This is a genomic window from Stenotrophomonas sp. ZAC14D1_NAIMI4_1 (assembly GCF_003086775.1).
Lineage (GTDB): Bacteria > Pseudomonadota > Gammaproteobacteria > Xanthomonadales > Xanthomonadaceae > Stenotrophomonas.
Genome location: NZ_CP026001.1, coordinates 817,681 through 838,615, shown reverse-complemented (window position 1 = coordinate 838,615; position 20,935 = coordinate 817,681). Strand labels below are relative to the sequence as shown.

Here is a 20,935-nt window from a genome sequence, read left to right as displayed (position 1 = left end):
CGTGGATCTACCGGGGCCGGAGACTTACGGCCGCCAGTTGGCGTTGTTCTCCCAGAACTGCACGGCGCGCTGGTAGGCCTCGCGGTCCAGCGGAACGCCGGAACCACCCTCCTCCACGCCCAGCGCATTGCGCATCATGGTGATCGGCGCCATCGGCACTTCTTCCGGCTCGGCGGTGTAGATGCATCCGACGATGCCCCAGTCCGCGTCGATCGGTGAGCCTTCCTTCGCCAGCTGTTCGGCGCTGTACAGGATCACCACCAGGTAATTCGCGCGCGGCGATTCCACGCCCTCGAACCAGCGCACCAGCACCGGCAGTTCCTCGCGGTTGCGCGCCTCGTAGCCGCTGTGCAGCAGGTGGCGGTTGGCCTCGGTGACCGGCACGGTCAGGCAGCGCGTGCCGGTCCAGTTCTCGTAAACGAACAGTTTGCAGAACGGCGCATAGCCGTCGAGCATCTTCAGCGGCGCATGCGCATTGAGGTGCGCCTGGAACTGCTCGGCGCTGATGTCCTGGATGGTGTTGGCGCGCGGCACGCGCGGGAACAGGCGGGGACGGGCGAATTCAGTGAGGACGATGGACATGGCGTGCACGGGCGGGAACAGGTCATCAGGGTAACGGTCGATGCGCTTGAAGTCTGCTTCACATTTGACGGCCACAGTGCGCGTACATCTCCCGGAGAGTCCTGCATGAACCGCTTCCACCGCCCTCTGCTGTCCGGCCTGTTGGCCCTCCTTCTCCCCGCTGCCTTGTCCCTCCCTTCCATATCTGCCGCATCACCGCGGGTGCTGCTCGTGGTCAGCAGCGAAGGCCGGGACCAGGGCAAGACCCGGCCGGGTTTCGAGATGGACGAATTCGCGCAGGCCTGGCTCATCCTCAAGCAGAACGGCTTCGACATCGACGTGGCAAGTCCGCGAGGTGGCGCCGTCGAGGCTGACAAGTACAACCCCTCCGAGGCTTTCAATGCCGCCGTCCTTGCCGATCCGCAGGCCATGGGCAAGTTGGCCGCAACCGTGCCCACCGCACAACTGCGTGCCAGCGACTACCAGGGCGTCCTGGTGATCGGCGGCAAGGGTGCCATGTTCGATCTTCCCGTCGATACGGCCCTGCACGCCACGATTGCCGGAATCTGGCAGCAGGGCGGGTTGGTCGCGGCGGTGTGCCATGGCCCGGCGGCGCTGGCAGGTGTTCGCCTTGCCGATGGCCGGGCAATGGTGGATGGCCGCGCCATGACCGGCTTCACAGAAGAGGAAGAAGCGCTGTTTGGCAAACGCTGGGCGAAGGAATTCGCGTTCCAGCTTGAACCGCGCATGCGCGAGCTGGGGGCACGCTGGCAGGAGGCACCGTTGATGATGCCGAAAGTGGTGGTCGATGGACGCCTGCTGACGGGCCAGAACCCGTTCTCGACCGCCGCGCTGGCCGATGCCTTCGTGCGCGCCAGCGGACGCGTGCCACTGGCGCGCCAGGCATGGCGCGACGAGCGCAGCATGGCGCTGGTGGAGCAGCACCTGCAGCAGCGCGATGGACGTGCGGCACGAGAACTGGCGCAGCGCCCCTCCGACCATCACGTTGAGTTGATCGGCATGCTGGGCTTCTACCAGCTGAAGGGCGCCAAGGATGCCAGCGCGATCACCGACGCGCTGTCCATCATGCAGTTGGCCAGCCCGCATATGGACGAACCGAGGCTGCAGGTCGCGATGGCAGAAGCCCACTGGCGCCTGGGCCGGACCGAACTGGCCCGTTCGCAGGTACTGGCTGTGCTGGAAAAGCAGCCCGGACTGGACGAAGCTAGCGCTCTCCTGGCCCGCATGCAGCCCTGACCATGGACGCCGAGCGTCTGCGCCTGCTGTTGATTGAAGACAACCTGCCGTTGGCATCGGCCATCATCGATATGCTGCAGGCGCATGGCCATCTGGTCGATTTCGCCGCTGACGGACACCTCGGGCTGCAGTTGGCGCTGGCATCACCGCCGGATGTACTGCTGCTCGATATCGGGTTGCCCGGCATCGATGGCACGACCGTCTGCCATCGGTTGCGCGAACGCAGCGATCGGCACGTCCCGGTGCTGATGCTGACCGCACGAGATGCGATCGGCGACAAGCTGCAGGGCTTCGCTGCGGGCGCAGATGACTATCTGGTCAAGCCCTTCGACGACGCCGAACTGCTCGCCCGCTGTCTCGCCCTCGCCCGCCGCCATCGCGTGGGTCAACCGAACCTCCTGCAGGTTGGACCGCTGAGCATCGACCGCCGCAGCGGCCAAGCCTGGCGTGCCGGAATACTGCTGGAACTGGCACAGGTTCCGCAGAGCATCCTGCTCGTACTGGCCGAGGCCTGGCCGCGAACGGTCACGCGCAGCGAGCTCGTTCAACGCCTGTGGGGTGATGAGGCGCCGCCTTCCGATCCGCTGCGATCGCACCTGTATCTGTTGCGGCAGGTACTGGACAAGCCGTTCGAAGGCGAGATGCTGCGCACCGTTCACGGTGTCGGCTTCCGTCTGGAAGCCTCGCCATGAGGCCGCGGCCAACCCAGCGCCTGCGCCGTCGACTGGTGATCACATTCACCGCCTTCGCGCTGTTCACCGCCATGGTGTTCGGCACCTATTCGCTGGTATTCATGTACGTGGTGGAAGACAGCATCTTCAACGCCCAGCTGGACCGTGAAGCGCGGGCCCAGCTTGCCCGCCACGCGCGCGAAGGGGACTGGGGGACGCCTGCCGACGCCGCCATCCAGCTGCATTACTCACCCTCGACCTTCCCCGACGATCTGCGCAGCGAGTTCGCAAAGGAACCCTGGCGCTCGGAGTTCGCAGGCGTCGATGGGCGACACTACCATCTCAAGCGGATCGATCCTCCGGCCGGCACCCCGCCTGCGTGGCTTGTGTCGGAAGTCAGCGCACAACTGGTGGTCCGACCGATCCGTGACCGGGTTGTAATGCTGCTGGCCGGTACGGCACTGCTGGTCTTGATCGCGGCGATTGCTCTTGGCATGTGGCTCGCCCATCGCAGCACGCGCTCGCTCTACGTGCTGGTCGAAGAGGTTGAAGCGCTGCAACCGGAACCCGGCCACGGCATGCACCTGGCAGCGCGTTTCGACGATGACGAGATTGGCGTACTCGCGCGTGCGCTCGATGGATTGTCCGCACGCGTCGCCGCCTTCGTCGCCCGCGAACAGGCGTTCACGCGCGATGCCAGCCACGAGCTGCGTACCCCCCTGAGCGTCATCTCCAGTGCGGCAGGCCAACTATCCAGCGAGCCAGCACTGTCCGAGCGTGGCCGCCAGCATGTGCAGCACATCCGCCTGTCGGCACTGCAGCTGCAGCAGGCGATCGCGGCGCTGCTGGCGCTGGCACGGGAAGAAACCGCCAGCCACGGTGCTCCGCCGGTCAAGCTGGTACCGCTGCTGGAACGGGTGATCATCGAGCAGTCTCCGTTGCTGGCCGAGCGGCCTGTCGAGGTAAGGCTGGACGTGCCCAACGGGGCCACGCTGCGTGCGCCCGAGGCTGCCCTGCGCGTAGTCCTGGCCAATCTGGTCGGCAATGCGTTCGCGCATACCGCGCAGGGAGAGGTCCTGATTGCATGGCAGGACGGTCACCTGCTGGTGCACAACACGGCGGGTACATCGCCCTTTCTGGGCAACTGGCCCGAACCGCGGCCCTTCGACAAACGAGATGGTAGTGAGGGCAACGGTCTGGGCCTGGACATCATGCGGCGACTCTGCAGCCACTACGGGCTCGAGCTGGTCATGCAGCATGGCGGCGATGGGGTAGTGGCCCGTTTGAGGGGGCAGTCCGCCGAGCTGTAGCATCAGCTACAACGCCATCCGCTCGCGCAACTCGCGCGCCTGCCGGCGTGAGACTTCCACCTCGCTGCCATCATCCAGCGCCAGGTCGTAGCCATCGCCCACGCTGGGGCTGACCGCGCGGATCCGCCGCAGGTTCACCAGCGTGTTGCGGTTGGCACGGAAGAACAGCTCCACCGGCAGGCGTGCTTCCAGCGCGCTCAGGCTGCGTGCCAGCAGCGCGTTCTGGTCGCGGAACCACAGGCGGGTGTAGTTGCCATCCACCACCAGCCGGCGGATCTCGCCCACGGCGACGAACCAGCACCGCTCGCCATCACGCACGAACACCTGGTCCTGCGCGCTCAAACTGCCACCTGCGGTCACCGGCGGCGCGGCAGGCACATCGCGCTGGCGCACGCGTTCCAGCGCTTCATGCAGGCGCGGCGCTTCCACCGGCTTGACCAGATAGTCCAGTGCATTGGTCTGGAAGGCGCGCACCGCATACGCATCGTAGGCGGTGACGAACACCACGGCCGGCGCCTGTTCCAGGCCATCAAGCACGTCGAAGCCGGTGCCGGACGGCATCTGCACATCCAGCAGCACCAGGTCGGGTTTCAGCCGTGCGATCGCCTCGCGCGCGGCCGGCACGTCATCGGCTTCGCCCACGCACTGCACCCACGGCAGCGCCGCCAGCAGCGTGCGCAGTTCCTGCCGCGCCAGGCGCGCGTCATCGACGATCAGGACACTCAGGTTCGTGCGCATTGCGGGATCTCCAGAAGGGCCTGCATGCGGCCGTCCAACGGTTGCAGATGGAAGCGGCCACCGCGGCCCAGCTGCGAACGCAGGTAGGCCAGGCCGACGCCATGCCCGGCGGTTGCGGCGGCATTGCCTGCGGCGGCCACACCCAGCGGATTGTCGACCTGCAGCCGCAGCAGGCCGCCGCTGCACTGCGCGCTGATACGTACCTCGCCACCGCCGGGACACACAGCGATGCCGTGCTTGATCGCATTTTCCACCAGCAGCTGCAGCGCCATCACCGGCAGGCGCGCCTGAGCGGCTTCGCCACTCACTTCGAAGTGCACCTGCAGGCGCTGTTCGTAGTGCACGGCTTCAACAGCCAGATAATCCTGCACCACGGCCAGTTCATCGGCCAGCACGGCCTCCTCGCTGCGTGCGTGCTCCAGCGCATGGCGCAGCGTGCGCGACAGATCGGTGACCATCTGCCGTGCGCGCTCGGGATCTTCGAGGATCAGCGCGCGCAGGTTGTTCAATGCGTTGAACATGAAGTGCGGGTTCAAGCGCGCGCGCAGCGCATCGCGCTCCAGCGCACTGCGTTCGGCTTCGGCACGCAGGCGCGCAAGTTCGGCCTGGCGCGCACTGCGCACGCCGTGCAGGCCGGCCCACAACGCGGTCCACAGCCCCAGCATCAGCACGGTGTTGAGCCAGTAGAGCAGGCGCGCCACCGGGCGGAAATCACCCGATCGGCCAGCAAAATCCACCCAACCCAGTGCCAGCGCCGGCTGCAGCACCGCCGTCAGCAGCAGTTGCGCCAGTGCTGCACCCAGCAACACCGCCAACGCCAGCCGCAGCACCAGCGCGCCCAGGTCCAGCCGCCACCAGTGGCGCCGCAGGGCCAGCGCGCGCACGCTGCCGCTGATGGCATACAACAGCACGCCCAGGCCGACGCTGATGAGCGTGCTCCCACTGCTGCTGCCGCCACCGAACGCGCCGGTCATGGCCAGGCTGACCACGCAGAACAGCGCCCAGCCGAGGGTGTTGATCAACCAGAAGCGCAGCGTGGAGGTCGATTCGGGCATGGCAATGGCCGGCGGGGACGGAAGGATCAGCGGTGGCTGTCGAGGAACGCCTGCACCTGCCCACGCAGCCATTGCGGATCATCCCACATCAGGAAGTGGTGGCCGGTCGCGCTCAGTTCGATGCGTACACCCGGCAGCGCGGCGTACTGCGACTGGAAGATCGCACGCGCCGACGCTTCGGTCGCACCCATTGCCTGGTAGGACGCCCAGGCGCCCAGCACCAGCGTGGGTGACTGGATACCGGCCACGTCGCTGCGCAGGTCGGTCACCAGCAGCGAGTACATCGCATCGGCGGTGGTGGCGCGATCGCTGTCGCGGCCCCAGCGCTTCAGTTGGGGCAGGCGCGCGGCACTGTTGGTCAGCGGGGCCAGCGCCGCTTCGGCCTGCGCCTGGTAGCTGGCCGGGTCCGCAGCCAGCATGGCCGTGCGCATCTGTTCGGCCAGCGGCTGCACGCTCTGTGCGGTCGCCTGCGGGTTCTGCATGCCCGCGTAGAACGGCAGCGCGTCGACGATGACCAGCGGCCCCAATGCGTCCGGTTCCTTCACCGCCATCTGCAGGGTCAGCACGCCGCCCAGGCTGTGGCCGATCACTGCCGGATGGTCCAGCTTCTGCTCATGCACATAGGCCAGCAGCTGGTCGCGCATGGCCGACAGGAAATCCGCCGGGCGCGGCGCGGCGGCGCGGGTACCGGCAAAGCCCGGCAGCTGCACCAGGTGGCACTGCACGCCCTTCAATGCCAGGCAGGTCTCACGCCAGACCTCGGCGCTGCTGTTCAAACCGGGGATCATCAACAACGGGCGGCCGTGGCCGACCACCTCGACCTGCAGCTTGCCGGTGCCGGTCGGCGCTGCCTCGGCAGCATGGGCGGCGCCCGAGCCGAGCACGGCCATCGCCATGCCCAGCATGGCCAGCCGGGCCAGGGCCTTCATCGCGTAGTACATCGCCAGGATCATCTTCATCGTGTGTTCCTTCCAGGGGCGGGTGCGTGGGGTGTGCGGCCAGCGTGGCCGCGATGGGCGCCGCCGGGGTGCAGTTCCGGAGCAACGGCCGCCACGCCGGGTGAACGGTCGCCACGCCCTGCCGCCTCTTCACGCCCTCATGCTTCACATCCATCTTGATGGAGAGATATACTCAACCGCACCCGCTGCCACCGCCCGTGCCATGACCGCCATCAGCTTCGAGTTCTACCCACCCAAGACCGATGAGCAGCGTGGCCAGCTGGACCGTACCGCCGCCCGCCTGAAGGCGTATGCCCCCGAGTACGTGTCCTGCACCTTCGGTGCCGGCGGCTCCACCCTCAGCTACACCTCCGAGACGGTGCGCCACCTCAACCAGCACCATCGCTTCGATGCGGCGCCGCACCTGTCCTGCGTCGGCGGCACCCGGCAGGAGATCCGCGAGCTGCTCAAGCTGTACCGCGCCATCGGCTGCCGGCGGCTGGTCGCGCTGCGCGGTGACCTGCCCTCGGGCATGGGCTTTCCGGGCGACATGCGCTACGCGGCCGAACTGATCGCCTTCATCCGCGCCGAGCATGGCGATGCATTCCGCATCGAGGTCGGCGCCTACCCGGAAACCCATCCGCAGGCGCCGGATGCACTGACCGACCTGAAGCACTTCAAGGCCAAGATCGATGCCGGCGCCGATGCGGCCATCACCCAGTACTTCTACAACGCCGACGCCTACTTCCACTTCGTCGACGAAGTGCAGCGGCTGGGCGTGCAGGTGCCGATCACCCCGGGCATCATGCCGATCGCCAACTTCAGCCAGCTGCGTCGCTTTTCCGAACAGTGCGGTGCCGAGATCCCGCGCTGGATCAGCCGCAGGATGCTGGCCTATGGCGACGACAGCGAATCGGTGCGTGCGTTTGGCGCCGAAGTGGTGGCCAGGCTGTGCCAGCGCCTGGTGGAAGGCGGCGCGCCAGGGCTGCACTTCTACACGCTGAACCTGGCCAAGCCGACGGTGTCGGTGTTGAAGCTGCTGAACGGCTGAAGGCACACTGCGCTGTCGCTTTCAACGCTACCCTGTCGGCATGAAAGCTGTCCTGTCCCTGCTGCTGGTGCTGCTGTCCGCGGCCAGCATCGATGCCCACGCCCAATCCACGCGCCTGAACCGCTGCACCGATGCGCAGGGCCAGAGCGTCTATACCGACCGCCCGTGTGACAGCGTAGGCGCACAGTCGCGGCGTCCGCCGCCGCCACCGGCCGGCAGCACCCTGCAGCGCGACAGCCTGGGGGCCAGCTGCCCGCGCCGCCTGAGCGAACTGGTGCAGGCCCTGCATGACGCGGTGAACACCCAGGACGTCAACCGGTTGTCCACGCTGTACCTGTGGAGCGCGGTGTCCGACGCCGGCGCGCAGCGCATCCTCGGCCAGCTGGAATCGGTGGTGCGACGCCCGCTGGTGGACGTGGTGCCGGTGTACCCACGGCAGGATGATGAGGTGCAACCGGATGAGGGCCAGAGCCCTGCTGCGCAGGAATCCGACCCGGAGCCGGCGGCGCCGCGGCATCCGGTCGGCCTGCGCCTGGAACAGACCCTGCCGGGCAGTGCGGCGCGCGCGGCGACGGTGCTGGGGCTGCGGCGACAGTACGGGTGTTTCTGGATCACGTTGTAGGGCCGCATCCACGCATGGCGTGGATCTACTGACAGCGGGCGGCCGACCCTGTGGTAGCGCCGGGCCATGCCCGGCGGAAGGCCAGAAGCGCCGCGCTACGCGCTCGCGGGGCATGGCCCCGCGCTACCGGGGTCAGGCTGGCCACAGCCCGCGGATCGCGGCGATGCCCTGCCCGCCGTGGCGACGGGCCTGGCTGACCTGGCCTGCATCCAGCCCGCCCAGCGCGTAGATCGGCAGCGACACCTGCGCCCGCAACGCGGCGAACGCCTCCCAGCCCAGCGGCGTGGCTCCGGGGTGGCTGGCCGTGGCCTGCACCGGGCCGAGGACCGCGAAATCGCAGCCCAGCCGCTGCGCTGCCTGCAGCTGCGCCAGGTCATGGCAGGAGGCCGCCACCAGCTGGCCCTCCGGCAGCGGTCGTTCCTGCAGGGCCAGCAGCTGTTCGCTGCCCAGGTGCACGCCGATGCCGAGCGCGCGGGCCAGTTCGATATCGCGGTTGAGCAGCCATTGCACGCCCTGCCGGTGCGCCTGCAGGGCCTGCTCGATCAGCACCTGCCGCTGCGGGTGCGCGGCCGGCAGGCGCAGCTGGATGCGCTGCTGGCCCGTGGCCACCGCCTGCTGCAGCTGGTCCTGCCAACGCTGCACGCCGCCCTCGCCTTCTTCCGGCGCCGGGGTGATCAGGTAGCGGTCGGGCTGGCGCAGCGCGGCCACCACGGGCAGGTCGGCCGGCGGCATTGAATAGCGGCCCAGCTTGTCCGGCGCCACCCAGGTGATGGCCTGGCCCTCGCGCCCGCGCGGGGTGCCCTTCCAGCTGCGGATGTGCCGCACCTCCAGGGTCAGGTGCTTGTCCGGGTAGTGCTGCGGCACGTCCATGATCCACTCGCCGATCTCGGCCTCGATGCCGAGCTCTTCGCGCAGCTCACGCACCAGCGCCTGCTCGGAACTCTCGCCGGCCTCGCGCTTGCCGCCGGGGAATTCCCACAGGCCGGCCATGTCGCGGTTCTCGGTACGGCGGTTGAGCAGCATGCGGCCACGGACGTCGGTGATGACGCCGGCCACGACATGGATCGATCGTTTCGGGGAAGGCATGGGGACAGGATGCCGAATCGACAGGGCGCCGCGCAATGGCGGCCGCCGGCCCGGCGCGGCCATCGCCCCGGCCACAACGAAGAAGCCCCGCATTCGCGGGGCTTCCTGGGGTCAGCTCAGCTGGCCGTGGCAGTGCTTGTACTTCTTGCCACTGCCGCAGGGGCACGGATCGTTGCGGCCGATCTTCGGCTCGTCACGCTGCAGCGGGCTCCCGCCCTGCTGGGCGGCTTCCACCTGTGCCGCTTCTTCGTCGGCGCTGTAGCTGCCGGCGTCCTGGTGCTGGAACTGCGACTGGCTCAGGCGGGCTTCCACCTGCTGCCGCTCGGCCGCTTCCAGCGCCTGCACTTCCTCGTCGCTGCGGATGCGCACGCGTGCCAGCAGGGTCACCACTTCGCGCTTGACGTTCTCCAGCATGTCCGAGAACAACTCGAAGGCTTCCTTCTTGTACTCCTGCTTGGGCTGCTTCTGCGCGTAACCACGCAGGTAGATGCCCTGGCGCAGGTAGTCCATGCGGGCCAGGTGTTCCTTCCAGCTCTGGTCGAGCACGGTCAGCATGACGTGCTTTTCCAGCGCGCGCATGGTTTCCTCGCCCACGCCGGCTTCCTTCTCGGCGAAGTGCTGGTTGACGCGCTCCAGCACCTTCGCAGCGATGCCTTCGGCGTCCAGTTCCTCGTGCGACTTGACCATGTCCACCAGCGACATCTGCAGGCCGAAGTCCGACTCCAGGGTCGCTTCCAGGCCACGCAGGTCCCACTGCTCGTCCACCGAGTTCGGCGGCACGAAGCGGGCGACCACGTCGAAGATCACGTCGTCACGGATGCCGTCGACGTTGTCCTTCACCGATTCGGCGTCCAGCAGCTCGTCGCGCTGGGCGTAGATCACCTTGCGCTGGTCGTTGTTGACGTCGTCGAAGTCCAGCAGGTTCTTGCGGATGTCGAAGTTGTGGGCCTCGACCTTGCGCTGCGCCTTTTCGATCTGGCGGCTGACCAGGCGGTCCTCGATGACGTCGTCTTCCTTCATGCCCATCATGCGCATGGCCTTCTGCACCCAGTCGGAGGCGAAGATGCGCATCAGGTTGTCTTCCAGCGACAGGTAGAAGCGGGACGAACCCGGGTCACCCTGGCGGCCGGAACGGCCACGCAGCTGGTTGTCGATACGGCGCGATTCGTGGCGCTCGGTGCCCACGATGTGCAGGCCGCCGGCGGCCTTCACCGCGTCATGGCGCTTCTGCCATTCGGCCTTGACCGCCGCCTTCTGCTCGTCGGTCGCGCCCTCGCCCAGCTCGTGGATTTCCGCTTCCAGCGAACCGCCCAGCACGATGTCGGTACCGCGGCCGGCCATGTTGGTGGCGATGGTCACGGCAGCCGGGCGACCGGCGTTGGCAACGATGGTCGCTTCGCGGTCATGCTGCTTGGCGTTGAGCACTTCGTGCTTCACGCCGGCCTTGCTCAGGTGCTCGGACAGCATTTCCGAGGTTTCGATCGAGGTGGTACCCACCAGCACCGGCTGGCCGCGCTTGGCACACTCTTCGATGTCGGCCAGCACCGCATTGAACTTGCCCTTGCGGTTGAGGAACACCTGGTCCGGGCTGTCCTTGCGGATGGTCGGGCGGTTGGTCGGGATGACCACCACTTCCAGGCCGTAGATGCTCTGGAATTCGAACGCTTCGGTATCGGCCGTACCGGTCATGCCGGACAGCTTCTTGTACATGCGGAACAGGTTCTGGAAGGTGATGCTCGCCAGCGTCTGGTTCTCGCGCTGGACCGGCACGCCTTCCTTCGCTTCCACCGCCTGGTGCAGGCCGTCGGACCAGCGGCGGCCGGCCAGGGTACGGCCGGTGAATTCGTCGACGATGACCACTTCGCCGTCGCGCACGATGTAATCCACGTCACGCTGGTAGATGGCGTGCGCGCGCAGGGCGGCGTTGAGGTGGTGGACCACGGTCAGGTTCTGCGGCGCGTACAGGCCTTCGGTCTCGCCGTCGAGGATGCCGGCTTCCACCAGCAGCTGCTCGGCGTGCTCCATGCCCGCTTCGGACAGGTGCACCTGCTTGCCCTTCTCGTCGACCCAGAAGTCGCCCTCGCCGTCTTCCACTTCCTGCTTGACCAGGTTCGGCACGACGCGGTTGACGCGGATGTACAGCTCCGGGGAATCATCGGCCGGGCCGGAGATGATCAGCGGGGTACGCGCTTCGTCAATCAGGATGGAGTCGACTTCGTCGACGATGGCGTAGTGCAGGCCGCGCTGGTAGCGGTCGGCCTTGGACAGCGCCATGTTGTCGCGCAGGTAGTCGAAACCGAATTCGTTGTTGGTGCCGTAGGTGATGTCCGAGGCATAGGCCTCGCGCTTGTCGCTGTGCGGCATGCCCGGGTAGACCACGCCCACGCTCAGGCCCAGCCAGTTGTACAGCTTGCCCATCTGCGCGGCATCGCGGCGGGCCAGGTAGTCGTTGACGGTGACCACGTGCACGCCCTTGCCTTCCAGCGCGTTCAGGTACACCGGCAGGGTCGCGACCAGGGTCTTGCCTTCACCGGTGCGCATTTCTGCGATCTTGCCCAGGTGAAGCACCATGCCGCCGATCAGCTGCACGTCGTAGTGGCGCATGCCCAGCACGCGGCGGCCGGCTTCGCGGCAGACCGCGAACGCTTCGGGCAGCACCTTGTCCAGGGCTTCACCCCCGGCGATGCGCTGCTTGAACTCCGGCGTCTTGGCCTGCAGCTGCTCGTCGGAAAGCTTCTCGATCTCCGGCTCCAGCGCATTGATCTTGGCGACGATGCGGTTGAGCTGGCGCAGCTGTCGTTCGTTACGACTGCCAAATACGCGGGTAAGCAGGCTGTTGATCATTGAAGGAACCGGGTTGGATGGACACAGCGGCCCGGCCTCCCCCCCGGGGATCCGATCGCCGCAAACGAAACAGGGCGCCTGGCGCCCTGTCGATGGCAACACCCATTGTAGCTTGGGACGGACACGAGGGGTTTCAACCCCGTGGGGTAGTGCCGGCCGCTGGCCGGCAACCTCGTTCGGTCACCCAAGGAATTGCCGGCCAGCGGCCGGCACTACCCAAAGCGGGTTCAACCGCGGCTGATGCGGCCGACCGGGGTATTGCCGCCGTCGCCGAGGAACTTGCGCGGGTTGACCACGTTGCCGTTCTCCCACACCTCGAAGTGCACGTGGGCACCGGTGGAGCGGCCGGTGGAACCGGCCTTGGCCACCTCCTGGCCGGCACGGACCAGGTCACCTACCTTCACCACCAGGCGCGAATTGTGCGCGTAGCGGGTGACATAGCCGTTGCCATGGTCGACGTCGACCACGTTGCCGTAGCCGCCCTTCACGCCGGAGAAGCTGACCACGCCATCGGCCACGGACATCACCGGGTCGCCGACGCGGGCGTGGAAGTCCATGCCCTTGTGGGTGGCGGCACCGCGGCCGAACGGGTCGGCACGGGTGCCGAAGCCGGAGGTGACGTAGCTGTTGCGGATCGGCATGCGCGAGGGCACGGCGTTCTGCTGCAGCTGGTGGTCGAACATCAGCGATTCCATCACCGACAATTGGCGGCCTGAAGCAGCGAAGCGCTGCTCCAGCACCTGTAAGTCGGCGTTGACGTCCTTGACCGGGATGTCCGCGGTCGGGCCGCCGGCATCGCCGTCACCCAGGCCGGGGGTCTCGTTGAAGTCGAACTCGCCGTCTTCCAGCTTGCCCATCTGGGTCAGGCGCTCGCCGAGGGCGTTCAGGCGGGTGGCCTGTGCCTGCAGCTCGCCCAGCCGGGCGGCCAGTGCGTTGACCTGGGTCTGCGCATCGCGCTGGACCTTGGCCAGTTCAGCTTCCTGGCGGTCGACCTTGGCCTGCAGGCGCGAGTCGTTCAGCGCGCTGGCGCCAAAGCCACCGGCAAGGCCGATAATGCAGCCTACCCCGAGCACGCTGCCCAGCAGGGCGCGGGGGCGGTCCTCGAAATAGAACCGCAAACGCGCGATCGGCGATTTGGCCTGCCCTTCACGCGTTTTGATTACGATCTTTTTGAATGCCATCAGTGAGTTTTCATGTCTGAGCCGAAATCCAGCGTTCGTCCCGCGACCAGGCCGAAACCGGCACTGGATGCAGTGATGGCGGACAAAAGCGGGAACCCTCTGCGTCGTGCCCTGTGGCTCGATGCGCTGGACCGTCAGTTGCGCCCCCAGTTACCGCCCGCGTTGCGCAACCGTTGCCGGCTGGCCAATGTGGACGGGGAACACCTCATTTTTCTCGTCGAATCACCGGTCTGGCATGCCAAGTTGCGGCTTGCCGAAGCCCAGTTGCTCGACGCGGCCCGGTCCATCGGGCTGAAGGCCACCAAGGTGACCATCAAGACTGCGTCTCCCACTCCCACGCGCTCCCCAGCGCACGACAACCGGAATGGCCCCCACGCAGTTTCAGCCGCCACGCACAAAGGGCTACGCGACGCCTTGGCGGCCCTGCAGGATGCCCCGGTCAAACCGAAGCAAGGGTCCTGAGGACAACGGAGCATCCTGCTCCGATCCCCGTCGCGCGTGTCACCGCAGCGTGAAACATTTTCGGGGGCCGGGTCGCATCCTAGCCGCCCCGGGTGGTCGAGTCGTTAGATTGTTGTTAAATAATCGTTATATTCAGGCTTCCAGACGGTCTGGTTCACAAAACCGTGATCCGGAGCCGACAGTCGCTTTACCCGCTGCGCCATTCAGCCAGCGGCGCCCGGAAACGACAACGCCGCCCTGGAAGGCGGCGTTTTCCTGTTTTATTTCAACAACCTGGAACGATCAGGCGTAGGCCGGGACGGCGTACACCACCGGATCTTCGGCGGTCGGCGACTCATAGGTCACCCACTCCCAGGCGGTGGCGTCGGCCATCAGCGCCCGCACCAGCTTGTTGTTGAGCGCGTGGCCGGACTTGAAGCCCTCGTAGGCACCCAGCACCTGGCCACCGGCCAGGTACAGGTCGCCGATCGCATCGAGGATCTTGTGGCGCACGAATTCGTCGGCGTAACGCAGGCCGTCTTCGTTGAGCACGCGGAACTCGTCGAGCACGATGGCGTTGTCCATCGAACCGCCCAGGCCGAGGTTGCGCTCGCGCATGTACTCCAGGTCGCGCATGAAGCCGAAGGTGCGCGCGCGGGAGATTTCCTTGGTGTAGGCCATCGTCGAGAACTCGATTTCCTGGCGCGACTGCTTGGCCGGGATCATCGGGTGGTCGAACTGGATGGTGAAGCCCAGCTTGTACCCCTCATACGGGGTGAAGCGGGCCACCTTGTCGCCCTCGGTCACCTCCACGGTCTTCAGCACGCGGATGAAACGCTTGGGCGCGTCCTGCTCCACGATGCCTGCCGACTGCAGCAGGAACACGAACGGGCCGGACGAACCGTCCATGATCGGCAGCTCGGCCGAGGACAGTTCGACGATGATGTTGTCCACACCCAGGCCGGCCAATGCCGACATCAGGTGTTCGACGGTCTGGATCTTGGCGTCGTTGCAGGTCAGGCCGGTGCACAGGGTCACTTCGGTGACCAGTTCGGCCTTGGCCGGCACTTCCACCACCGGGTCCAGGTCCACGCGCCGGAACACGATGCCATGGTTGACCGGTGCCGGGCGCAGGGTCATGTAGACCTTGTCACCGCTGTGCAGGCCAACGCCGGTGGCGCGGATCGTGTTCTTGAGGGTGCGTTGCTGGATCATGGGGGTAGACCGGAAGTGACACGCTAGATTAACACGCACGGTCCCATACCCCGGCTGAAACGCCTCTGCAGGCTGCCGGTGGGACACGCGTCAAGCAAGGCGGCCGGGCCCATCCTGGCCCGGCGCCCGCATTATCAGGACATGGTGGCGCAACCCGGGGGGGACAAGCCCCGGGCAGCTCCGCTTAGTCCGCCTGGCGGCGCAGGAAGGCCGGGATGTCCAGGTAATCGTTGGGCAGTTCAGCCGAAGCCGGGGCCGAGGAAGCCGGCGCCGACGGGGTCGAAGCGGCCACGCTGTCGCTGCTGGCACGACGCAGGCCCAGGCCCATGCCGCCGACGGCCTTGGACACGGCGTCGCCACCGTTGTCGAAGTCGCCGAACTCCGGCTGGCCGGTGGTCGCGTTGCGCACCAGCTTGATCGGTGCACGCTCGCCCGGGCGCTGGCTCTTGCTGGCCGAGACACGGTTCAGGCCGGTGGCCACCACGGTCACGCGCACTTCGTCCTGCATGTCCGGGTCGAGCACGGTACCCACCACCACGGTGGCGTCTTCGGAAGCGAAGCCATCGATGGTGCGGCCGATCTCGTCGAACTCGGCCATGGTGAAGTCGGCGCCGGCGGTGATGTTGACCAGGATGCCGTTGGCACCGGCCAGGTTGACGTCGTCCAGCAGCGGGTTCTGGATGGCGGCTTCGGCGGCGGCCTGGGCGCGGTCATCGCCGCGGGCGGTGCCGGTACCCATCATCGCCAGGCCCATTTCGGACATGACGGTGCGCACGTCGGCGAAGTCGACGTTGATCAGGCCCGGACGCACGATCAGGTCGGCGATGCCCTGCACGGCGCCCTGCAGCACGTCGTTGGCGGCACGGAAGGCCTGGATCATGGTGGCGTTGCGGCCCAGCACGGTGATCAGCTTTTCGTTCGGGATGGTGATCAGCGAGTCGCAGTGCTGGCTCAGTTCCTCGATGCCCTTCAGCGCCACCTGCATGCGGCGACGGCCTTCGAACGGGAACGGCTTGGTGACCACGGCCACGGTCAGGATGCCCATTTCCTTGGCCAGCTGCGCCACCACCGGTGCAGCACCGGTGCCGGTGCCGCCGCCCATGCCGGCGGTGATGAACACCATGTCCGCACCCTGCAGCGCGTCCATGATGCGCTCACGGTCTTCCAGCGCGGCCTGGCGGCCGACTTCCGGGTTCGCGCCTGCGCCCAGGCCCTTGGTCACGTTGGTACCCAGCTGCAGCTGCAGCTTGGCACCGCAATTCTTGATGGCCTGCGAGTCGGTGTTGGCGGTGATGAATTCCACGCCATCCACTGCCGAGTTGACCATGTGCGCCACGGCATTGCCGCCGCCGCCGCCCACGCCAACCACCTTGATCACCGCATTGGGTGCCATCTTTTCGATCAGTTCAAAATGCGCCATGTCCGTGTCCTCGTTGTATCCGCTTGTCGGTGGCATGGGCGTTCAGGCCTCCTGCCTTTGCGCGTCATGTTGCCGGTGCGGCTGTGTGGGTTGTGTGTTGCGTTGTTGCGTCGTGTTGCCGGTAATGCAACCGGGCGGACCCGGGTGGTGCAGGTTCCGCGTCAGAATTCGCCGCGGAACCAGGTCTTGAGTTTCTTGAACATGCTGCCCGCGCGTCCGGTCGGCAGCGACGGCCGGCGCGGATGCTCGTTCTGGCTGCCCATCAGCAGCAGGCCCACGCCGGTGGCATGCACCGGGTTGCCCACCACTTCGCCCAGGCCGGTGACGTGCTGCGGAATGCCCACGCGTACCGGCATCTGCAGCATTTCCTCGGCCAGTTCGACCACGCCTTCCATCTTCGAGGCGCCACCGGTCAGCACCAGGCCGGCGCGCACCAGTTCCTCGAAGCCGGAGCGGCGCAGTTCGGCCTGCACCATCTCGAAGATTTCCTCGTAGCGGCCCTGCACTGCCTGCGCCAGCGAATGGCGCGGCATGCGGCGCGGCGGGCGGTCGCCCACCGACGGCACCTGGATGCTTTCCTCGGCGGTGGCCAGCTGGGCCAGGGCGCAGGCGTAGCGCACCTTGATCTGCTCGGCTTCCGGGGTCGGCGTGCGCAGCATGTGCGCGATGTCGTTGGTCACGTGGTCGCCGGCGATCGGCAGCGAGGCGGTGTGGCAGATCGCGCCCTGCACGAACACGGCGATGTCGGTGGTGCCGGCGCCCATGTCCACCAGCACCACGCCCAGCTCCTTTTCGTCGGCGGTCAGCACCGCCACGCTGGAGGCGAGCGAGGACAGCACCAGGTCGTCCACCTGCAGGCCGCAGCGCTGCACGCACTTGCTGATGTTGGCTGCAGCGGACTGCGCGCAGACCACCAGGTGGGCGTGCACTTCCAGGCGCACGCCGGTCATGCCGACCGGGTTGCGGATGCCTTCCTGCGAGTCGTCCAGCACGTACTCGCGCGGGATCGCATGCAGGATCTTCTGGTCAGCCGGGATCGCCACCGCCTTGGCCGCATCGAGCACGCGATCCAGGTCGCCCCAGGTCACTTCGCCGTCGCGGATCGGCACGATGCCGGGCGAGTTCTTGCACTGCACGTGGTTGCCGGAAATGGAGGCGTACACCGAGCGGATCTCGCAGCCGGCCATCAGCTCGGCTTCTTCCACCGCGCGCTGGATCGACTGCACGGTCGATTCGATGTCCACCACCACGCCGCGCTTGAGGCCGCGCGACTCGTGCGAGCCGATGCCGATCACTTCGATCGGATTGCCCGGCGAATACTCGCCCACCAGCGCCACCACCTTGGAGGTGCCGATATCCAGGCCGACGATCAGCGATTTGTCACCCTTGCGATTCATGTCCTTTCCTGCGTTCTTCTGGCCGGGGTCGCGGGTGCGCCGGCCGGCGTGGCCGGCGTTCCCCAGCTCAGGGTGAAACCATTGGTGTATCGGAGGTCGGCGCGCTCGATCGGCGCAGCCTGGTTGGCCAGCTGCGGCAGCACGCGCACGAAGCGCTGCAGGCGCGAGCGGGCATCGTCACGGCCGACCACCACTTCGGTGCCATTGCTCAGCAGCAGCGACCAGCTGCCGCGCGCGTCCATGGTCAGGCGGCGCACGTCCACGCCGGCCGGTGCGAACAGCGCGCGTGCATCGTTGTACAGCTTCACCACTTCTTCGGTCTGGCTGTCCGGGCCATCCAGCTCGGGCAGCTGCAGGTCGGCCAGCTTCTTCGGCGTGGGGAACAGCTTGCCCTGCTCGGACAGCAGGCGGCCTTCGCCCCAGCGCGCGAACGGCTTGTGCTCGATCAGGGTCACTTCCAGCACGTCCGGCCACTGCTTTCGCACGCGCGCGCTTTCCACCCATGGCAGTTTTTCCAGGGCGTCCTGCGCGTCCTGCAGCTTGACCGCGAAGAAGCCGGCATGCGCGTACGGCAGCAGCACCTGCTGCAGTTGTTCCGGCGGTACCCGCTTGAACTCACCGTGCACGCGCAGCTTCGCCAGCGGCCAGCGCTCGGCGCCGACCCAGCCATTGACCACGGCCACCACCGGCAGTGCAACCACCGACAGGGCCAACAGCCAGACGAAGATGCGCAGCAGCGCGTTCATGCGTGCGTTGCCTCCAGGGTCTGTTCCAGCACGCGCCACACCAGTTCCTCGAAACCGATGCCAGCCTGCGCTGCAGCCTTGGGCACCAGCGAGTGGCTGGTCATGCCCGGCGCGGTGTTCACTTCCAGCAGGAAGAAGCGGCCACTGGCGCGGTCGCGCATCACGTCGACGCGACCCCAGCCACGGCAGCCGGCAGCACGGAACGCGGCCAGGGCGATGCGGCGGATCTCGTCTTCGTCGGCGCCGTCCAGGCCCGGGCACAGGTACTGGGTGTCCTCGGCGATGTACTTGGCGTTGTAGTCGTACCACTGGCCCTTTGGCACGATGCGGATCGACGGCAGCGCGACATCGCCCAGGATGGCCACGGTCAGCTCGTCGCCCACCACCATCTGTTCCATCAGCAGCTGGCCGTCGTAGCGCGCAGCCAGGGCCACCGCCTCGTCCAGGCCGGCCTCGTCGGTCACCCTGCTGATGCCCACGCTGGAACCTTCGTTGGCCGGCTTGACCACCACCGGCAGGCCGAGTTCGGCCGCGTTGGCGTGCACGTTCTCCGCGGTCACCTTGCGGTACTGCGGGGTCGGCAGGCCCAGCGACAGCCACACCTGCTTGGTGCGGATCTTGTCCATGCTCAGCGCCGAACCCAGCACGTCGGAACCGGTGTACGGCACGCCGAAGGCGTCCATCAGGCCCTGCACGATGCCGTCCTCACCGCCACCGTTGTGGCCGTGCAGGATGTTGAACACGCGGTCGATGCCGCCGGCGGCCAGCGCCGTGGCCAGCGCCGGGATGCCATCCACGGCAACCGCATCGACGCCGCGCGACTGCAGCGCTTCAAGTACGTTGCGGCCCGAATCCAGCGACACCTCGCGTTCGCTGGAACTGCCGCCCAGCAGCACCGCGACGCGGCCGAACACGGCCGGGTCGGTGGCGCGCAGCGGCGGGAAGGTCAGTGCGCTCACGCCTGGCCCTCCGCCTTGAAGCCTTCCACGGCGATGTGGCTGGCGACGGCGCCGATGTCGCCCGCCCCCATCATCAGCAGCAGGTCACCGTCCTGCAGCACGTCCGGCAGCACCGTTGCCAGCTCGGCCGCCTTGCCCACCACCACCGGTTCGCTGCGGCCACGCGCACGGATGGCGCGGGCCAGGGCGTGCGAATCGGCACCGGCAATCGGCTCTTCGCCGGCCGGGTAGACCTCGCTCAGCACCAGCGCATCGACGCTGGACAGCACGGCGGCAAACTTGTCGAACTGGTCACGGGTACGGCTGTAGCGGTGCGGCTGGAACGCCACCACCAGGCGCTTGTCGGTCCAGCCACCGCGGGCGGCGGCGAACACCGCTTCCAGCTCGCTGGGGTGGTGGCCGTAGTCGTCGATGATGCGCACCTTGGCGCCGCTGGCGGTGGTCACTTCGCCCAGGTCGTTGAAGCGGCGACCGACGCCGGCGAAGCTTTCCAGTGCACGCGCGATCGCGTCCGGGGCCACGCCCAGCTGCCAGCCGACCGCAGCGGCGGCCAGCGCGTTCAGCACGTTGTGCTTGCCCGGCAGGGCCAGCACCACTTCCTGGCTGGTGCCCTGCGGCAGGCGCAGGGTGAAGCGCATGCGCGAGCCTTCCTGCACCACGTTTTCGGCGCGCACGTCGGCCTGCGGGCTCATGCCGTAGCTCATCACGTGGCGCGGGGTCTTGGCCGCCAGTGCGGCCACTTCCGGGTCGTCGATGCACAGCACGGCCAGGCCGTAGAACGGCAGGCGCTGCAGGAACTCGGCGAACGCCGCCTGCACGCGGGCGAAATCGTTGCCGTAGTTTTCCAGGTGGTCGGCATCGATGTTCGTGATGATCGACATCAGCGGGTTCAGGCGCAGGAAGCTGCCGTCGCTTTCGTCGGCCTCGGCCACCAGCCACTGGCCACCACCGAGCTTGGCGTTGGCACCGGCGGCCAGCAGCTGGCCACCGATCACGAACGTCGGGTCCAGGCCACCTTCGCTCAGCACCGCAGCGGTCAGGCTGGTGGTGGTGGTCTTGCCGTGCGTGCCGGCCACGGCGATGCCACGGCGGAAGCGCATCAGCTCGGCCAGCATGGCCGCACGCGGCATGATCGGAATGCGCTGGCTGCGCGCTTCCATCAGTTCCGGGTTGTCTTCGCGGATGGCGCTGGACACCACCACGCAGTCGGTGCCCAGCACGTTGGCCGCCGAGTGGCCGCGCATGATGCGCGCACCCAGGCCGGCCAGGCGGCGGGTGGCCGCGTTGTCGGCGTTGTCCGAACCGGACACTTCATAGCCCAGCGTCAGCATCACTTCGGCGATGCCGCTCATGCCGGTACCGCCGATGCCGACGAAATGCACGCGCGGGAACGCGCGCACCAGGTCGTTGGTGTCGTGCAGGCGGCGGATCATGCGCGGCCTC

Annotated in this window: 19 protein-coding genes; 6 read left to right on the top strand and 13 right to left on the bottom strand. The window is 67.4% G+C overall.

The genetic code is table 11. From position 1 onward, the window contains the following. Positions 1–24: 24 nt before the first annotated feature. Positions 25–582: a DUF3228 family protein gene (locus C1927_RS03725; RefSeq protein WP_108747761.1), complete on the bottom strand. Its 558-nt coding sequence runs from the start codon at positions 580–582 to the stop codon at positions 25–27. Here C1927_RS03725 and C1927_RS03720 point away from each other — a divergent pair. The 3 genes from C1927_RS03720 to C1927_RS03710 all read left to right on the top strand — a co-directional run bounded on the left by C1927_RS03720 (position 469) and on the right by C1927_RS03710 (position 3,799). After that, positions 469–1,818, top strand: a complete 1,350-nt coding sequence (locus C1927_RS03720; protein WP_254051537.1) for a type 1 glutamine amidotransferase domain-containing protein — start codon at positions 469–471, stop codon at positions 1,816–1,818. The genes C1927_RS03725 and C1927_RS03720 overlap by 114 nt on opposite strands. Positions 1,819–1,835: 17 nt before the next feature. After that, positions 1,836–2,510, top strand: coding sequence for a response regulator transcription factor (locus C1927_RS03715; protein WP_216821180.1), 675 nt, complete (start codon positions 1,836–1,838; stop codon positions 2,508–2,510). Positions 2,511–2,581: 71 nt separating this feature from the next. Beyond that, positions 2,582–3,799 carry a HAMP domain-containing sensor histidine kinase gene (locus tag C1927_RS03710; RefSeq protein ID WP_159095292.1) on the top strand — a complete coding sequence of 406 codons (1,218 nt, stop codon included), beginning with the start codon at positions 2,582–2,584 and terminating at the stop codon, positions 3,797–3,799. A gap of 6 nt (positions 3,800–3,805) precedes the next feature. On the opposite strand, the gene C1927_RS03705 is transcribed toward C1927_RS03710, so the two are convergent. Genes C1927_RS03705 through C1927_RS03695 form a run of 3 tightly spaced genes read right to left on the bottom strand, consistent with a single transcriptional unit; the run spans position 3,806 to position 6,551 of the window. Continuing rightward, positions 3,806–4,537 carry a LytTR family DNA-binding domain-containing protein gene (locus C1927_RS03705; RefSeq protein ID WP_108745967.1) on the bottom strand — a complete coding sequence of 244 codons (732 nt, stop codon included), beginning with the start codon at positions 4,535–4,537 and terminating at the stop codon, positions 3,806–3,808. Beyond that, on the bottom strand, positions 4,522–5,592 hold the full coding sequence (locus C1927_RS03700; RefSeq protein WP_108745966.1) for a histidine kinase: 1,071 nt from the start codon (positions 5,590–5,592) through the stop codon (positions 4,522–4,524). The genes C1927_RS03705 and C1927_RS03700 overlap by 16 nt, the downstream gene beginning before the upstream one ends. Before the next feature lie 26 nt (positions 5,593–5,618). After that, a complete protein-coding gene (locus C1927_RS03695) occupies positions 5,619–6,551 on the bottom strand; it encodes an alpha/beta hydrolase (protein WP_108745965.1) in 933 nt (310 codons plus the stop codon). A gap of 202 nt (positions 6,552–6,753) precedes the next feature. Here C1927_RS03695 and metF point away from each other — a divergent pair, with 202 nt between their 5' ends. Further along, complete coding sequence (gene metF / locus C1927_RS03690) at positions 6,754–7,581, top strand: methylenetetrahydrofolate reductase [NAD(P)H] (RefSeq protein ID WP_108745964.1); 828 nt, start codon at positions 6,754–6,756, stop codon at positions 7,579–7,581. Between the two features lie 40 nt (positions 7,582–7,621). Continuing rightward, positions 7,622–8,203: a DUF4124 domain-containing protein gene (locus C1927_RS03685; RefSeq protein WP_108745963.1), complete on the top strand. Its 582-nt coding sequence runs from the start codon at positions 7,622–7,624 to the stop codon at positions 8,201–8,203. Positions 8,204–8,335: 132 nt separating this feature from the next. Here the strand turns inward: C1927_RS03685 and C1927_RS03680 are convergent, their stop codons facing one another. From C1927_RS03680 to C1927_RS03670, 3 genes are all read right to left on the bottom strand, one after another. Next, positions 8,336–9,289, bottom strand: coding sequence for a Nudix family hydrolase (locus tag C1927_RS03680; RefSeq protein ID WP_108745962.1), 954 nt, complete (start codon positions 9,287–9,289; stop codon positions 8,336–8,338). A 111-nt stretch (positions 9,290–9,400) separates the two neighbouring features. Next, a complete protein-coding gene (gene secA / locus C1927_RS03675) occupies positions 9,401–12,133 on the bottom strand; it encodes a preprotein translocase subunit SecA (protein ID WP_079220639.1) in 2,733 nt (910 codons plus the stop codon). Between the two features lie 227 nt (positions 12,134–12,360). After that, on the bottom strand, positions 12,361–13,314 hold the full coding sequence (locus C1927_RS03670; protein ID WP_079220638.1) for a M23 family metallopeptidase: 954 nt from the start codon (positions 13,312–13,314) through the stop codon (positions 12,361–12,363). A 12-nt stretch (positions 13,315–13,326) separates the two neighbouring features. Between C1927_RS03670 and C1927_RS03665 the strand changes: the two genes are divergently transcribed. Further along, complete coding sequence (locus C1927_RS03665; protein WP_079220637.1) at positions 13,327–13,776, top strand: DUF721 domain-containing protein; 450 nt, start codon at positions 13,327–13,329, stop codon at positions 13,774–13,776. Between the two features lie 282 nt (positions 13,777–14,058). Here the strand turns inward: C1927_RS03665 and lpxC are convergent, their stop codons facing one another. The 6 genes from lpxC to murC form a co-directional block, all read right to left on the bottom strand. Next, positions 14,059–14,970, bottom strand: coding sequence for a UDP-3-O-acyl-N-acetylglucosamine deacetylase (gene lpxC / locus C1927_RS03660; protein ID WP_079220636.1), 912 nt, complete (start codon positions 14,968–14,970; stop codon positions 14,059–14,061). A 184-nt stretch (positions 14,971–15,154) separates the two neighbouring features. Next, a complete protein-coding gene (gene ftsZ / locus C1927_RS03655; protein ID WP_079220635.1) occupies positions 15,155–16,390 on the bottom strand; it encodes a cell division protein FtsZ in 1,236 nt (411 codons plus the stop codon). Positions 16,391–16,551: 161 nt separating this feature from the next. Then, entirely contained in the window at positions 16,552–17,787 is a 1,236-nt protein-coding gene (gene ftsA / locus C1927_RS03650; RefSeq protein ID WP_079220634.1) for a cell division protein FtsA, read from the bottom strand. Beyond that, positions 17,784–18,533, bottom strand: a complete 750-nt coding sequence (locus tag C1927_RS03645) for a cell division protein FtsQ/DivIB (protein ID WP_079220633.1) — start codon at positions 18,531–18,533, stop codon at positions 17,784–17,786. The genes ftsA and C1927_RS03645 overlap by 4 nt, the downstream gene beginning before the upstream one ends. Continuing rightward, on the bottom strand, positions 18,530–19,492 hold the full coding sequence (locus C1927_RS03640) for a D-alanine--D-alanine ligase (RefSeq protein ID WP_079220632.1): 963 nt from the start codon (positions 19,490–19,492) through the stop codon (positions 18,530–18,532). The genes C1927_RS03645 and C1927_RS03640 overlap by 4 nt, the downstream gene beginning before the upstream one ends. Beyond that, on the bottom strand, positions 19,489–20,925 hold the full coding sequence (gene murC, locus C1927_RS03635) for a UDP-N-acetylmuramate--L-alanine ligase (RefSeq protein WP_079220631.1): 1,437 nt from the start codon (positions 20,923–20,925) through the stop codon (positions 19,489–19,491). Before murC ends, C1927_RS03640 begins: the two co-directional genes overlap by 4 nt. Positions 20,926–20,935 lie beyond the last annotated feature (10 nt).